Genomic DNA, 14,734 nt, shown 5'->3' with positions numbered 1-14,734 from the left:
CGTCATGCTATGCTTGCTTTTGAGCAGCAATATAGGCATCGACGCAATCGGGATCAAAGAGATTGCCGTCGAAAAAGCCATCCGGCCCGAGCGTCATCGTGCCGCTGGAGCCAACTGGCGTTTCCACGCGCAAGGCACCCTCAACCTTCGAGCTTGCAGCCGGCATGGCCACGCCGAGCGCCTTTAGAGCATTTCGGTAGATATCCGGCCGGTAGGTGTTGCCGGCCACGTTCTGGTGGGCCGCGGTGTGATCGACGTGGCCCCAGCGGACCATCTGCGTGTAGAACCAAAGGGCGTGGCTCTTCCATGGAAACGTCGCCGCCTTGGCGTGCGGGACAAAGAAGTCGCTGACCGTCTGCGTTGCGGTGCGGCCAACTTTAAGCACGCCGGTGACGGATGGACGCAGCCACTCTGCCGGACTGTTGATATAGGCCGGACCGGAAAGCAATAGGGCAAGCTCTTCATGATTGGCGGGGTCGGCGCACCACAGTGAGGCATTGTAAAGCGCTCGCAGGAGGGCCACGAGTGCGTCAGGATGGCTATCGCCCCAGCGACTGTTCACGCCCAGCACCTTTTCGGGACTGGATTTCCAGATCGCTGCCTTGACGGTTGCAAGGTGCGCGCCGCGTTTGAGGACGCCGAAGGTATTCCACGGTTCTCCAGCGCAATAGCCGTCAATCAGACCGGACCTCAGCGCGTCACCCATATCCTGCGGCGGAAGGGTCACGATCTCGATCTCGCGGTCCGGATCGATGCCGCTTCCAGAAAGCCAGTAGCGCAGTTCGTAGTTATGTCCGGAATAGGGGTGTACGATACCGAAACGAAGCCTGTCGCCTGCCCGCTGCGAAATCACTTTTTTTAGCGCCGCACCGCTTGAGCGCGCGTCAAGCGCATCGGCTGCGCCATCGTCGGCCATTTCCCGCCACAAGGCGCCCGAAACGGTGACGGCATTCCCGCCAAGCCCAAGCGCCATGGGCACGATCATGCGCGGCGCGGGCGCCATGAGACCAAAATTGCAGGCGATCGGCATGGGGGCAAGAATATGAGCGACTTCGAAATGGCCGACCGCTAGCCTGTCCCTGATCGTTGCCCAGGATCGCTCCCGCACGAGCGTGAGGGCCACTTCCTGGGCTTCAGCAAAGCCCTTCTCTTTGGCGACGACGAGCAGCGCGCTGTCGAGAAGCGGCACGAAGCCCGCGGTGATGTCATGCCGGTTCCTCATGCGTCCGCTCCAGGATCAAGCAGGTTTGCCGCGGTGACGAGGCTTTGAGCGATCTCGACGACTTTCCTGTTCTGGTTCATAGCTGTGCGCCGCAATAGCGCGTAGGCTTCCTCTTCCGACAACCCGCGGGTGCGCATCAGCAACCCCTTGGCGCGATCGATCAGTTTGCGTTTTTCCAACTCGCCGCGTGTTTCTTCCAGTTCTCGGCTCAAGCGCGCAAACGCATTGAAACGACTGATCGCCATCTTGAGGATGGGTCGGACGCGTTCCTGCTTCAGGCCATCAACGATATATGCGGAAACCCCTGCCTCGACCGCTGCCTCGATCGAGGCTTCATCGGACTTGTCCACGAACATGGCGATGGGCCTCTTCACCGCACGCGATATCTGGAAAATGCTCTCCAGCATGTCGCGATTGGGGTTTTCGAGATCGATGACGATGACATCGGGATTGATCTCGGTGATGCGCCTTGCAAGACCATTCATGTCATCGATGATCGTGACCCTGTCATAACCGGCCTCTCGCAAACCGTCCTCGATGATGGACGCACGAATGCGGTTCTCATCAATGACCAGAACATTCAGACTGTTAACTTTCATGAGACCGCGCCACGGGTTACCGGCTTTCATTCGGAGGCGCGCCGATGGTGCAGGAGCCAACGGACACGCCGCCGCAGATGCGCGAATACAGCCACAAAATCAAGCAGTATCTTGGCTGCCTGATCTCCACGCTTCCCCCCGCGAACCGAGTCCGTCCCTGGCGAATGGTCGAACGCGGCATCTTCACAGTGGTCGTCGTTGTAAGTTATTCCGCGGCTTCAACGAAACGGTGGCGTTCGTAAAGAAACTTCAAAACGGCCTCGCGGCATTTGAGATAGGTGCGGTCCGAAGAGAGTTCGATGCGGTTGCGGGGCTTTTCGATCGGCACATCGAGGATTTCACCGATCCTGGCCGCCGGCCCGTTGGTCATCATCACGATGCGGTCAGAGAGCAGTACGGCCTCGTCGACATCGTGGGTGATCATCACCATCGTGTTGCCGAGACGTGCGTGGATGTCCATCACCGCATCCTGCAGATGGGCACGCGTCAGCGCGTCGAGCGCACCGAAGGGTTCGTCGAGCAGCAGGATCTTCGGCTCCATCGACAACGCACGGGCGATGCCGACACGCTGCTTCATGCCGCCGGAAATCTCGGAAGGCCGCTTGTCCTTGGCGTGGGCCATCTGGACGAGATCAAGATTGGCCATGACCCATTCGTGACGCTCGGCCCTGCTCTTCGAGCTGCTGAAGACCTTGGAAACGGCCAGGTTGACGTTTTCATAGACGGTGAGCCAGGGAAGCAGGCTGTGGTTTTGGAACACGACGGCGCGTTCGGGACCGGGCGCATTGACTTCGCGGTTTTCGAGAAGCACTGCACCGGCCGAAACTGGCGTTAAGCCGGCGATCAGGTTCAAGAGCGTAGATTTGCCGCAGCCGGAGTGGCCGATGATCGACACGAACTCACCCCTGGCAATCGTCAGGTTGATGCCCTTCAGCACTTCGGCGCGCGTTCCGGCCCGGTCAAAATGCTTGTCGATATGGTCGAGCTTGAGATAGGCAGTCATGATCGTTCCTCTCAGTTGGCCGAAGCGCCGCGGGTGATCAGTCGGCCAGCGGCGGCCACCAGCTTGTCGAGCGCGAAACCGACGACGCCGATATAGGCCAGGGCGACGATGATGTCTGGCAGGCGCGACGAGTTCCACGCATCCCAGATGAAGAAGCCGATACCGACGCCGCCGGTCAGCATCTCGGCTGCGACGATGGCAAGCCACGACAGACCGACGCCGATACGAAGGCCGGTAAAGATGTAGGGCGCGGCCGATGGCAGCATGATCTTGAAGAAGAATTCGAAGTGGTTGAGCCGCAGCACCTGTGCCACGTTGCGATAGTCCTGGGGGATATTGCGCACGCCAACGGCCGTGTTGATGATGACCGGCCAGATGGAGGTGATGAAGATCACGAAGATTGCTGAAGGATTGGAATCCTGGAAGGCAGCGAGCGACAGCGGCAGCCAGGCAAGTGGCGGGACGGTGCGCAATACCTGAAAGATCGGATCGAGTCCGCGCATGGCCCAGACCGATTGGCCAATGACGGCACCGACGACGACACCCGAGATTGCGGCAAGGCCGAAGCCGTAGGCGACGCGCTGCAGCGAGATGATGACGCGCCAGCCAAGCCCGATGTCCTGGGAGCCGTAGTTGAAGAACGGATAAGCGATCAGATCAAAGCTTTCCTGCCAGACCCGGTGCGGAGAGGGCAGTGAGGCGTCGGGCGAGGAACAGAGCACCTGCCAGACGGTCAGAATGATCGTAAGCACGACAAGCGGCGGCACGATACTGCGGGCGGCCACCATCGCAACGCCGCGGACATTGATCCGGGGCGGCGGCTGTCTTGCAAGGCGGACGACATTTGCGGCCTTCGGCGCAGTCTTTGCCGGTATGGGTTCTTTCTTTGCCAGGGCGGACATGAGGCGCTCCTCGTCGTGAACAAAAGGCCGGCGCGCCTGTCACGCGCCGGAGGTGGATCAGGATGCGGCCTTGATGGCAAGGCTATCGAGATAGGCGGAGGGATTTTCCGGATCGAAGACCTTGCCGTCGAAGAAGGTTTCCTTGCCCCGGGACGGAGAAGACGGGATGTCGGCGGCGGCGACACCCAGCGCCTTGGCCGCATCGCGCCAGAGATCCTCCCGGTTGACCTGGTCGACGAGAGACTTGATGTCGGTGTCAGGTGCGAACTTGCCCCAGCGGACGTTCTCGGCCATGAACCAGGTGTCGTGGCTCTTGAAGGGGTAGGAGGCGCCGCCTGCCCAGAATTTCATGTAAAGATCGGTGCCACGGGCGACACGGCCGTTGCCGTAGTTGATGTCACCCTTGAGGCGGCCGAGGATGTCCTTCGGCGGCACGTTGAACCATTGGCGCTTGCCAAGGATTGTCGCCATCTCCTCCTTGTTGTCCATGCTGTCGCACCATTGCTGGGCTTCCATCACGGCCATCAGCAGGGCTCTTGTGGCATTCGGGTTCTTCTCGACCCAGTCGGCGCGCATGCCGAGCGCCTTTTCCGGATGTCCCTTCCAGAGTTCGCCGGTCGTTGCTGCGGTAAAGCCGACGCCCTGATTGACGAGCTGCTCGTTCCACGGCTCGCCGACACAGAAGACGTCCATGTTGCCGACCTTCATGTTTGCCACCATCTGCGGCGGCGGCACGACGATGGTCGAGACGTCCTTGTCCGGATCGATGCCGCCGGCGGCAAGCCAGTAGCGGATCCAAAGGTCGTGGGTGCCGCCCGGGAAGGTCATTGCGGCCTTCACTTCCTTGCCTTCGGCCTTCTTTTTTTCGAAGGCCGCCTTCAGCTTGGATGCGTCGAGCTGGACACCGGTATCGGCATATTCCTTGGCGACGGAAATGCCCTGGCTGTCGTAATTCAGGCGGGCCAGCAGGGCCATCGGTACCGGCTGATTGTTCTGCGTCACCTTGCCCGTATGCATCAGATAGGGCAGCGGCGAAAGGATATGGGCGCCGTCGATACCGTTCGAAGCTCCGCCGAGAACCAGATTGTCGCGTGTTGCCCCCCAGGAAGCCTGCTTGGCGACCTCGACATCGGGAAGGCCATGTTTTTCGAAAAGCCCCTTCTCCTTGGCGACGATCAACGCGGCAGCGTCGGTCAGCGCGATGAAGCCGAGTTTGGCGCCCGTGACTTCAGGTGCTGCGGCTGCTGCAAAAGCGCCGGACGGAAAAGCTGTGCGGACTGCGCCGATCAAGGCAGCCGCAGCGGTCGTTTTCAGGAGGCTGCGGCGGCTCATGCCGGTCGTAATGATCTTGTTCATGCGCTGGTTCCCCTTGTTGGTCGTCGCAGGAATTTTCGGAATAAAAAAACGCCGCCCGGAGATTGCGTCTGCGGGAAGGGAGAGTTCCCGGACAGCAAAACCCGTGCGACGTCGATGTCTTTTGCAAGCGCTGATCGCGCGCTTGTCGCCAAGATCGCCATTGATCCGGGCAAGATTACCCCTGCAAACCGTGTGCCAGTTTTTGATGTGAACTTTAGGTCATTGAAACTAAATCAAGATCCGCGCTTTAAGCTCGTATGCATAATTTTTGAGCTTATGATGGAAGTGCTTATATATTATGCGAATGATGTTCCTCGTGCACAGACGGCTGCCAGCCTTTTGTGCAAAGCAGAAGAAATTAGATTTCGGCCACATCCGGTGCAAAGGGCAGGGTGCTCCTAACCGCAAATCCGCGAACATACTCCACGAGCTCTGCCGGATTGAAAATACGGCCGTCCATGAAGCGGTCGTCGTCGCTGTCGCCTTCGATGCGGATATCGGCGTCGTGAGGCGTGCACGCCTCGCCGAGTGCCGTCCTGTAAAGGTCGGGGCGATAGGCGGAAGCTGCCGCGCGCGCGCTGTTCAGGCTGATTGAAGCCTGTCCCCAGCGAACCATCTGGCTATAGATCCACAATGCCTGGCTCGGCCGCGGGTAGTTTGCAAAGCCGCCATGGAACGTGAAGTAATTGTCGATGACGCGGCGGTTGCCCTTGGCGTCCAGGCTGAACTCGCCGGCAAGCACATATCGGATAATGTCGACGGGTGCCGCAATGTAGCGGTGATCGGCAAGGACCGCGGCCAAAGCATCGTGGTTGCCGGCATGGTCGCACCAGCGCGCTGCCGCATCGAGCGCCACAATCAGCCGGGAGACCGTTTCCGGATGGCTCTCCGCCCAATCCGGTCGCATGCCGACGACCTTTTCCGGGGCTGAGGGCCAGATGTCCTGTTTTGTCGCAACGATACGCCCGACGCCGCGCTCAGAGGCCACCATGTTCCACGGCGCGCCGACACAGAAACCGTCGATCGCGCCGGCGGCAAGAGCGTCGGAGGTGAGCGGCGGGGGGACGACGACGAGTTTCACGTCCTTGTCGGGATCGATGCCGCCTGCGGCCAGCCAGTAGCGGAATTCGTAATTGTGCGAGGAAAAGGGATAGGTCATCCCGAGTGTCGGCACCGGCTCGCCAGTTAGCCGCATCTGGTTCAGCACCAATGCAAAGGCGCGCGCGCTTTCGAGGGCGCCCGCTTTCTCGGAAAGGCCTGCGGTCTTGCGCATCCGTTCGAAGAGGCGCGTCGAAAGGGTGATCGCGTTGCCGCCGCGCCCGAGCGAAAAGGGTGTGATGGTCGGCGAGGGGTTCGAGCCCAGTCCGAGCGCTGCCGCAACAGGCATCGGTGAGAGCATATGGGCTATATCGAATTGGCGAAAGGCCAGGCGGTCGCGAACATTCGCCCATGAAACGTCTCTGACGAGATCGAGGGTCAGGCCCTCCTTCTCGGCAAAACCGAATTCTGCGGCCGCAATCAGCACCGAGGCGTCGACCAAGGGAATGAAGCCGGCGCGAAGAATGCGCGGGCCCTCGCTGCTCAGTCTTGAAGGCGCAGAGACGCGCCCTTGTTTTGTGTCAATTCTCGTCACCGCATTCACTCCGCAGTCCTCCGGACAATCGATTGGCCGTGGCGGGTCACATCAGCAACCCGGCGGCCGTCACGACGCTTTGTGCGATTTCGGACATCTTCTTCTTCTCGTTCATCGCCGTCTGGCGCAGCAGAGCGAATGCCTGTTCCTCCGAAAGGCCGCGCATCTTCATCAGGATGCCTTTGGCCCGCTCGACGACCTTGCGCTCTTCGAGCGCCGACTTTGCATCGGCGAGCTCGCGCTGCAGGCGGCTGAAGGCATTAAACCGGCTGACGGCCATATCGAGGATCGGTTTGACCCGCTCCTTCTTCAGCCCGTCGACGATATAGGCGGAGACGCCGGCATCAACGGCTGCTTCGATGGAAGCCGTATCGGACCGATCGACAAACATCGCGATCGGCCGACTGATCGTTCGTGTCAGCTGAAATAAGTGCTCCATCATGTCGCGGTTCGGGTTCTCGATGTCGATGATGATAACGTCCGGTTTCAGCGTTTCGATGATGCGCGCGACGCCCTGGACCTCGTGAATGACGGTGACGCGCGTGTGGCCAGCCTCCTGCAACCCCTCCTCGATGATCGAGGCGCGGATCGCATTTTCATCTATGACCAGAATTGTCAGGTCGAAACGGCTCATGCGCCGTTTATGACGCACTGCAACAAAACAGGCAAGTTAAAAGCCGTAAAATTAAGCATAAAAAGCGGATGCACAAAAAATGCGCTTTCTAGAAATCCGCAACCTTCTTCAGGAACTACTCAATCATGCGCACCGAAAGGATTGACGATCGGATGGAAGCTTGCGGAAGCGGATGCCGAGTTGGCGACAAAGGGACGAAGTCCAGCGCCGCCGGCCATGATGGTTGCTTTCTCGGTCAGCGCGGCGCTGTCGGCCGGCCGTAGTCTCGACGCCGCGCGCAGCGGCGGTCTGTCGCTGCCGCGGTTTGCGCTCGACACTATCGTCCGCGCTCCTGCTCATCGAAAAGACAAAACTGTCGCCATTGACGCGTGCCCGTTTGCGCTTGCACATGCTACGATATTGTTTCCTTCAACAGTTAGGGACGATCAACTCATGACGGGCCAAGATGGCAGCATTCTTGATTATGTCGGGATTCTTGCCGTGTTTTTTCTCGTAGGCGCCAACGGTTTCTTCGTCGCCGCCGAATTCGCATTGGTTTCCGTCAGGCGCAGCCGCGTGGCCGAACTCGTGACCGCCGGACGTATGAACGCTTCAGCGCTTCAGCGGGCCGTGGACAATCTCGATGCAAATCTTGCGGCCACACAGCTCGGCATAACGATCTCTTCGCTCGCTCTGGGCTGGGTCGGCGAACCGGCACTGGCGCATCTGATCGAGCCGCTATTGGCATGGCTGCCCGGTGATTGGGCTAGGACAGGCTCTCATGCGATCGCCGTCGTCATTGCCTTCGTCATCATAACCGCACTTCACATCGTGCTTGGCGAACTGGCACCGAAGAGCCTCGCTCTCCAGCGTAGCGAGGGAACGTCATTGGCCGTGGTCCGGCCGCTTGGGTTCTTTCTTATCCTCTTCAAGCCGGCGATATTTGCCCTCAATGGTATGGGTAACCTGGTGCTTCGTGCTTTCGGCCTCCATGCCGGAACTGGCGAATCCTCCTTCCATTCTCCGCAAGAGCTGAAGTTGCTGGTGGCCGAAAGCCAGGAGGCGGGTCTTCTCAACCAGGTGCAGCAGCAGCTCGTCGAGCGCGTGCTCAATATCGGCGAGAGACCAATCTCCGACGTTATGACACCGCGTCTCGACGTCGAGTGGTTCGACGCCGACGACAGCGAGGCAGAAATCCTCAGGACGATTAGGGAATGCAGGCACGAACAGCTTCTCGTCGCTCGCGGCTCAATCGACGAGCCGATCGGGATGGTTCTTAAGAAGGACCTGCTCGATCAGGTTTTGGACGGCGGCAAGATCCGGCCGATGGATGTCATCAAGCAGCCGCTGGTGCTTCACGAAGGAACCTCGGTGGTCCGCGTGCTCAGCAGCTTCAAGGCGTCACCGGTCCACCTCGCCATCGTCATCGACGAATATGGCAGTCTGGAGGGGATTGTCACGCAGACGGACTTGCTGGAGGCGATCGCCGGGGAACTGCCGGGCTCCGATGAGGAGCCGGCTATCGTCGTTCGCGAAGACGGCTCATTGCTTGTTGATGCAATGATGCCGGCCTTCGACGCTTTCGAAAAACTAGGTCTGCGCAATAAACCGGATGCTGATTTCCATACGCTTGCGGGCTTTGCCCTTCATCAGCTCCAGCACATCCCGGAGACCGGTGAGGTTTTCGAGTTTGATGGATGGCGATTCGAGGTCATCGATATGGATGGCATGCGCATCGACAAGATCTTGGTGACGCGCAGTTCGGTGCAAGGAGCGGATATCTAGGCTGGCAGACACCAGATAACTGGTCCGATGTATCCGATCGCCAACGACTGAAATCTCTACCGCAACTGCAATCGTGCCTGCCAAGATAACTCGATTCCCGGCGATTAGACGCTGCATCTGGAGCTCCGGCACCTGCGGTTCATAGAAGCCAATCAATCGCCGGGCAGAAAGAAATTTCCCCTGTCGTCCATCACGGCAAATCCTCATTCCTTTTATCTATTAAATTTATAGACAATAATCCGCTTCACCATTCAAATCGGAAGGGAAAACAGATGGCCGCTTTGCGACTGGTTGGAATTGCCGGCAGCTTCAATCGTCCTTCGAAGACCTACGCACTCGTTGAAGACGTTGCGGTTCGCGCGGCTCAAAGATATGGCTTCGATCGTACCGTTTATGATCTGCACGATGTTGGCCCATCGCTCGGGCATGCGTTGTGGCGAAAGGACCTGGACGATCAGGCGAAGGGCGTCATCGACGCGATCGTCAGCGCCGACGTTCTGATCGTCGGCTCACCGACTTATAAGGGATCCTATCCCGGTCTGTTCAAACATTTGATCGACCTTATCGACCCCGATGAATTGCGCGCAAAGCCGATCATCATCACGGCAACTGGCGGCGGAGACCGGCATGCTCTGATGGTCGAGCATCAGCTGCGGCCGCTCTTCGGGTTCTTCATGTCCCACACTCTGCCGACGGCCGTCTATGGATCGGAGCGCGATTTCACGGACTACAGGGTTTCTTCGGAGCCACTGTCCAAGAGGATTGGCGAAGTTGTGAGCGAACTTGGAGCTTTCTTTCCCGCAGACGACGCGATCCTCGCGGCCGCCGAATAGCGTTTAACGCTTGATATCCTCGCGGGATAAAGAGTGATCCGATGCAGACAACCGGTGCATGGCCGCAATAATTGCCGCGGCATGTCGAGGTTCGACCTACGAAGAGGCGTGTCGCGATGAGCCGAATACTCATTTTACCCGGCCTCTTCGGTTTAGGCGAGGGGCACTGGCAGCACCATTGGTTGAGGGAGCATCCGGATAGCCGGCTTGTCGACCAGGACGATTGGGATCGGCCCCGCTTGCACGACTGGATGCTCAGACTTGAGGAGACGCTGGCCGAGGAGGACGATGCCTATATTGTCGCTCACAGTCTCGGTTGCCTTTTGGCCGCTCAGCTGGCAGGTCGGCCATCGGCCCGGCGCGTCAGAGGAGCCCTTCTTGTTGCGCCATGTGACCTGCCTTCGACAGAAGCGCTCCACCCCGGCCACCTCGCCTTCGGCACCATGCCGACCAAGGCGCTTCCATTTGCGAGCATCGTCGTCGGCAGTCTCAACGATATCTATATAAGCCTTGACCGGTTGACGATGTTTGCGCGCCTCTGGAAATCCGACCTCAGGAACATCGGATTGGCCGGACATATCAATGTTGCAAGCGGATTCGGGCGCTGGCCGAGCGGGTACGGCCTTCTCGCAGCGTTGAAGAGCCGAACCCGCCACCGGCGGCAGGTTGAAGGCACGCGATCGGTCACCAATGTTTGAAGCGGGCTGCCGCAAGCCGGTTGCTGTCGGCCAAGATGAGCGTATATCGCTAGCGAAAGATGAAATTCAACGGCGATCCAGGAGAGAGGAACCTACCCATGAGCCTTCGTATCAACGATATTGCACCAGATTTCTCCGCCGAGACGACGCAGGGACCAATCAATTTTCATGAGTGGATTGCAGAGGGTTGGGCCGTGTTGTTCTCGCATCCGAAGAACTTCACCCCGGTCTGCACGACGGAACTCGGCGCGATGGCCGGGCTCGAACAGGAATTCATTAAACGTGGTGTCAAGATCATCGGCATATCCGTCGATCCGGTGGAAAGCCACGGCAAGTGGAAGAACGATATCAGGACGGCTACCGGTTTCGATGTCGGCTACCCACTGATCGGCGACAAGGATCTCAAGGTCGCCAAGCTTTATGACATGCTGCCGGCAGGCGCGGGCGAGAGTTCGGAAGGCCGCACGCCGGCCGACAACGCCACCGTGCGCTCTGTCTTCGTCATCGGCCCCGATAAGAAGATCAAGCTCATCCTCACCTATCCGATGACGACGGGCCGCAACTTCAATGAAATCCTGCGTGCCATCGACTCCATTCAATTGACGGCCAAGCATCAGGTAGCGACACCTGCTAACTGGCAGCAAGGGGAAGACGTCATCATCACGGCTGCGGTTTCGAACGAAGACGCGATCTCGCGCTTCGGCTCTTTCGACACCGTTCTTCCTTATCTCAGGAAGACCAAGCAGCCGGCCGGCTGATTGGCGCCTTGGAGCCTCCACGATATAGGGTCGGCGCGCATCGACCGCGGAAGCGGGCGATACGCGCCCAATCCATTGTCCCTGATTTGCACAATCCGCACTCATGCCCTCGTCCGCGTCTTCCACAGCGTTTCGTTCGCTGCCAGCCGCCGATAAACTCTGGCGAGGGACGGTGGTGGACGCAAGGATGCGCCGCTCGCGCGCTATGGATCATCTTTGCTGACGTGCGGTCGATGTTTCGGTGCCCGAACCGGGGGATCCATGTATCATCGACTGGAAGCAAGATCTCGCGGTTGGGCTCTGGGCTGCCCTGAGCGCTCGGCGCGGCCCATCGATCGCGACGTCAGACCTTCCGGGGGCGGACCTCCATGAACAGGTATGGTGCGCCGGTTCCCGAAGGGATCGCAAAGACGTCATAGGACGCCTGCGGGTCGTCGCCCATCCCCAACGAGCCAGGTGGCATGCACGGCACGGCCAGCTTTCGGACCGGCGGCCGCTCCCGCAGCAGGCGCTGAACGGCCTTGGGATGGACGACGAAGAGATATTATCGTGCGTGCGCATGTGCTGCACTATGCCGATGACCGCCCGCTTTCTGGGGATATGGAGGCATTGCGCACTTTGCTTCGGGATCGCTCGCCGCCGGCGGATATTTAAAGGGGTTGCCATGATCGCTCAATTCGACGTCGCTGTGATTGGCCTTGGCGCCATGGGAAGCGCAGCGCTTGCATTTCTCGCCGCCCGCGGCGTCAAAGCGATTGGTATCGACGCTTATTTTCCCGCGCATGCGATGAGCTCGTCGCATGGCGACAGCCGGCTGATCCGGCTTGGCTATTTCGAGGACCCGTCATATGTGCCGCTTCTTCAACGTGCCTATCGCAACTGGCGAGCGCTCGAAACCAGTCTAAGGGCCGATATCCTGACCATCACCGGCGTGTTGCAGATCGGTTCGCCAGACAGCAAGATTGTGAGCGGCACGCGCACTTCGTGCAGGCTACACGGCCTTGCCCAAGAAGAGCTCGACGCGGCGGAAATGGCGCGCCGCTTTCCTGCTTTTCGCCTCGATGACGATGAGGTTGCGATCCTCGATCCGCAAGGCGGATATCTGCGCCCGGAAGCTGCCATCATGGGCTACCTCAAACTTGCGGCCGAAAGCGGAGCGATGCTCCATTTTAGCGAGAAGGTTATGGCGCTCGATCCGGGTGACCGCGGTGTCACTATCTCTTCAGCGAGTGGTCGGTATTACGCCAGAAAGGTCGTCATCGCGACCGGATCTTGGATTGCGGAACTCGTTCCGCACCTGAAATCACACGCGACCCCGATCCGTCAGGTCGTGGCGTGGTATCGGCCAAAGGACGGCTTTGTAGCAGAGCCGCAGCGCATGCCATGTTTTCTTCGCGATGAAGGTACGGATGGTTCTTATTTTGGCTTCCCTGCGATCGGCACCGACGGCATCAAGCTTGGCCGCCACACGCATTTCCGCGAGCCGATTGACCCAAACGAACCCAATCCGCCGATCAACGACCAGGATACCGTACTGCTCGACGGCTTTGCGTCCAGACGTCTGCCTGCGGCTGCCGGGCTTCGTGTTCGCGCGGCCACCTGCCGCTATACGATGTTGCCGAGCGAGGATTTCCTCTTCGACCTTTTGCCCGGACAGCCAAACATTGTCGTTGCATCGCCCTGTTCCGGGCATGGTTTCAAATTCGCGAGCGTCGTCGGTGAGATTCTGTCTGATCTTGCACTCGATGGTGGCACCGCGTTGGAGATCGCCGCTTTTTCTTTTGACGCGCTCGAAAGACATCGCCCTTCGCGATCTCTGGGTGTCAAGTAACCAAGCGTCTGCTGCTGGCGATGATCCACGCCGTCCGTCACGCGTCGGGGTCATCACGCGTCGCGCCCGCCAAGAGCTTCAATTGCTCCGGTTCGTGCACGCCTTGGCGATATAATTCTATGATGATCGACGCCAGACGTGCGACTGTTTCATTGTCGGTGATACCCATCCGAGCACACAGATCATCAAGGACGTGATTGCAGACGCTCAGATCTTCAGACGTAAGCGGCTCGTCGCGCTGATTTGGGAAATGCTCTTCCATATCAGCCACCTGCGCCAGGAGGTGCATCGTTTTCGAAAACTTCGCGGTATTGAATCACCTGTTTCTCGTTGACGTCGATCGACCCGCGCGCAGGTGCCAGAAGGCGAACGCCGGGGCCGCCGGCGCCTGAATAGTCGCCGTCGAGGAAGGCAATGCCGGCCGCTTCGAGGGCACGAACTACGGCGACGACGTTGTTGGCCATACCCTTGACCTCTCCTTCACTGGCTTCCATCCGGCGTAAGGTGGGAGCAGAAACATTGGCGTTCTTGGCAAGTTCGACTTGACCAAGACCCGCCAATACACGCGCCGCTGCCAGCTGTTTACCGGTGATATGATTGATTTCACGCATTGATTTGAGCCGCTAGCCATTTCTATTCGTGAGGATATTAATTATCACACTGAGCGATTTTGATCAATCCGAATGAAACCACTGCCCGCGGCACGGACAATCAACAAACTCTTCTTGCGGGGGTCTCACTGCTAGAATCTCAATCCTGACGATGAAGGTGTACTCGCCGGTCACGGTCGTCGCCGGCACGATTGAGATTGTAGGCGGAGACGGACGTGGTCTGCTCCTGAGGCGCGTGAATCAGCTTTCGGGCAGGAGAGGCGGTGCGCGTTGTGCTCGCCGCCGCCGTCGGCGTGCCGACAGGAGGAAGGTGGCGGTCGTGAGTTTGCCGCAGATCGGCGCGGTCACGACCTGTGCCCATGTCAGAAGCGCCCGCCCGGTATTCTCAAAATGAATGCGTCCTAATTACGGGCGCTGCAGGACCTCATCCGATTGGTTTAGGCCAGTACCTCTTGAACGAAAAACTCTCAAAACCAATATTTTCTTGGGTCGAATAGCATCTAGAGAGGAGAAAACACCATGCTTGTCAGTGAGGTGCCTTGGCGGGTTCCGGTAACGGTCCGCTTGGAGTGCGGACTTGAGCGGACATTCAACTCAGCCTTCGAGACCATTGATTTTCTTGAGAACGAGTGGCCCGAGCGGCGAGGTGAGCGCTACCACCGAGCCGTCAACCAGTGCCGGGGAGCATTGAGCCGAGTCGTCCCCGCAGAGGTGGCCCGCGAAGCATTTATCGCGGCCTGTCTGGAGGCTGGCATGCCGGCATTGACAGGCACGCTCGCCGCACGAAGACAAGCATCAGCGCCGAACCTTTCAATAAGTGCATAATTGACGGCCGTCGGCGCAAAGCCGACGGCATTGTTATAGTTTTTTAATGGTCGACGCGCATTCTG

Annotated in this window: 16 protein-coding genes and 1 pseudogene; 6 read left to right on the top strand and 11 right to left on the bottom strand. The window is 59.1% G+C overall.

Annotated features, from left to right (window positions below; all coding sequences use genetic code 11):
• Positions 1 to 7: 7 nt before the first annotated feature.
• The 8 genes from RGR602_RS30315 to RGR602_RS37795 form a co-directional block, all read right to left on the bottom strand.
• On the bottom strand, positions 8 to 1,222 hold the full coding sequence (locus RGR602_RS30315; RefSeq protein ID WP_040115682.1) for a CmpA/NrtA family ABC transporter substrate-binding protein: 1,215 nt from the start codon (positions 1,220 to 1,222) through the stop codon (positions 8 to 10).
• Positions 1,219 to 1,821: an ANTAR domain-containing response regulator gene (locus tag RGR602_RS30310; RefSeq protein ID WP_040115681.1), complete on the bottom strand. Its 603-nt coding sequence runs from the start codon at positions 1,819 to 1,821 to the stop codon at positions 1,219 to 1,221. Before RGR602_RS30310 ends, RGR602_RS30315 begins: the two co-directional genes overlap by 4 nt.
• Before the next feature lie 205 nt (positions 1,822 to 2,026).
• Complete coding sequence (locus tag RGR602_RS30305; RefSeq protein WP_040115680.1) at positions 2,027 to 2,824, bottom strand: ABC transporter ATP-binding protein; 798 nt, start codon at positions 2,822 to 2,824, stop codon at positions 2,027 to 2,029.
• Between the two features lie 11 nt (positions 2,825 to 2,835).
• Positions 2,836 to 3,726: a nitrate ABC transporter permease gene (gene ntrB, locus RGR602_RS30300; RefSeq protein WP_040115679.1), complete on the bottom strand. Its 891-nt coding sequence runs from the start codon at positions 3,724 to 3,726 to the stop codon at positions 2,836 to 2,838.
• Between the two features lie 57 nt (positions 3,727 to 3,783).
• Positions 3,784 to 5,082 carry a CmpA/NrtA family ABC transporter substrate-binding protein gene (locus RGR602_RS30295; RefSeq protein ID WP_040115678.1) on the bottom strand — a complete coding sequence of 433 codons (1,299 nt, stop codon included), beginning with the start codon at positions 5,080 to 5,082 and terminating at the stop codon, positions 3,784 to 3,786.
• A 358-nt stretch (positions 5,083 to 5,440) separates the two neighbouring features.
• Positions 5,441 to 6,715, bottom strand: coding sequence for a CmpA/NrtA family ABC transporter substrate-binding protein (locus tag RGR602_RS30290; RefSeq protein ID WP_133938438.1), 1,275 nt, complete (start codon positions 6,713 to 6,715; stop codon positions 5,441 to 5,443).
• A 46-nt stretch (positions 6,716 to 6,761) separates the two neighbouring features.
• Complete coding sequence (locus RGR602_RS30285; protein WP_040115676.1) at positions 6,762 to 7,349, bottom strand: ANTAR domain-containing response regulator; 588 nt, start codon at positions 7,347 to 7,349, stop codon at positions 6,762 to 6,764.
• 119 nt (positions 7,350 to 7,468) lie between these two features.
• Positions 7,469 to 7,666 (bottom strand): hypothetical protein, encoded by a 198-nt coding sequence (locus RGR602_RS37795; RefSeq protein WP_170250167.1) that lies wholly within the window; start codon positions 7,664 to 7,666, stop codon positions 7,469 to 7,471.
• A gap of 115 nt (positions 7,667 to 7,781) precedes the next feature.
• Between RGR602_RS37795 and RGR602_RS30280 the strand changes: the two genes are divergently transcribed.
• From RGR602_RS30280 to RGR602_RS30265, 4 genes are all read left to right on the top strand, one after another.
• Entirely contained in the window at positions 7,782 to 9,113 is a 1,332-nt protein-coding gene (locus RGR602_RS30280) for a hemolysin family protein (protein WP_040116612.1), read from the top strand.
• A 272-nt stretch (positions 9,114 to 9,385) separates the two neighbouring features.
• Entirely contained in the window at positions 9,386 to 9,946 is a 561-nt protein-coding gene (gene msuE, locus RGR602_RS30275; protein WP_040115675.1) for an FMN reductase, read from the top strand.
• 116 nt (positions 9,947 to 10,062) lie between these two features.
• Positions 10,063 to 10,644, top strand: coding sequence for an RBBP9/YdeN family alpha/beta hydrolase (locus RGR602_RS30270; protein WP_040115674.1), 582 nt, complete (start codon positions 10,063 to 10,065; stop codon positions 10,642 to 10,644).
• A gap of 98 nt (positions 10,645 to 10,742) precedes the next feature.
• The gene (locus RGR602_RS30265) at positions 10,743 to 11,402 is read left to right on the top strand and encodes a peroxiredoxin (protein ID WP_040115673.1); all 660 of its coding nucleotides are present in this window, start codon (positions 10,743 to 10,745) and stop codon (positions 11,400 to 11,402) included.
• 343 nt (positions 11,403 to 11,745) lie between these two features.
• On the opposite strand, the pseudogene RGR602_RS36615 reads toward RGR602_RS30265, so the two are convergent.
• Positions 11,746 to 11,925: pseudogene (locus RGR602_RS36615) on the bottom strand (DUF411 domain-containing protein); the annotation flags it as partial.
• 141 nt (positions 11,926 to 12,066) lie between these two features.
• On the opposite strand from RGR602_RS36615, the gene solA reads away from it, so the two are divergent.
• Positions 12,067 to 13,233, top strand: a complete 1,167-nt coding sequence (solA, locus tag RGR602_RS30260) for an N-methyl-L-tryptophan oxidase (RefSeq protein WP_040115672.1) — start codon at positions 12,067 to 12,069, stop codon at positions 13,231 to 13,233.
• A gap of 37 nt (positions 13,234 to 13,270) precedes the next feature.
• Here solA and RGR602_RS30255 read toward each other — a convergent pair whose 3' ends face one another.
• Complete coding sequence (locus tag RGR602_RS30255) at positions 13,271 to 13,495, bottom strand: hypothetical protein (RefSeq protein WP_040116611.1); 225 nt, start codon at positions 13,493 to 13,495, stop codon at positions 13,271 to 13,273.
• Position 13,496: 1 nt separating this feature from the next.
• Complete coding sequence (locus RGR602_RS39955; RefSeq protein WP_040115671.1) at positions 13,497 to 13,844, bottom strand: helix-turn-helix domain-containing protein; 348 nt, start codon at positions 13,842 to 13,844, stop codon at positions 13,497 to 13,499.
• A gap of 519 nt (positions 13,845 to 14,363) precedes the next feature.
• Between RGR602_RS39955 and RGR602_RS30240 the strand changes: the two genes are divergently transcribed.
• Positions 14,364 to 14,669 (top strand): DUF982 domain-containing protein, encoded by a 306-nt coding sequence (locus tag RGR602_RS30240; RefSeq protein WP_040115669.1) that lies wholly within the window; start codon positions 14,364 to 14,366, stop codon positions 14,667 to 14,669.
• Positions 14,670 to 14,734 lie beyond the last annotated feature (65 nt).

Source organism: Rhizobium gallicum bv. gallicum R602sp (assembly GCF_000816845.1).
In the GTDB taxonomy this organism is placed as follows: domain Bacteria; phylum Pseudomonadota; class Alphaproteobacteria; order Rhizobiales; family Rhizobiaceae; genus Rhizobium; species Rhizobium gallicum.
Note: the sequence above shows the minus strand (reverse complement) of the source record. Positions and strands in the feature narration are given on the sequence as shown.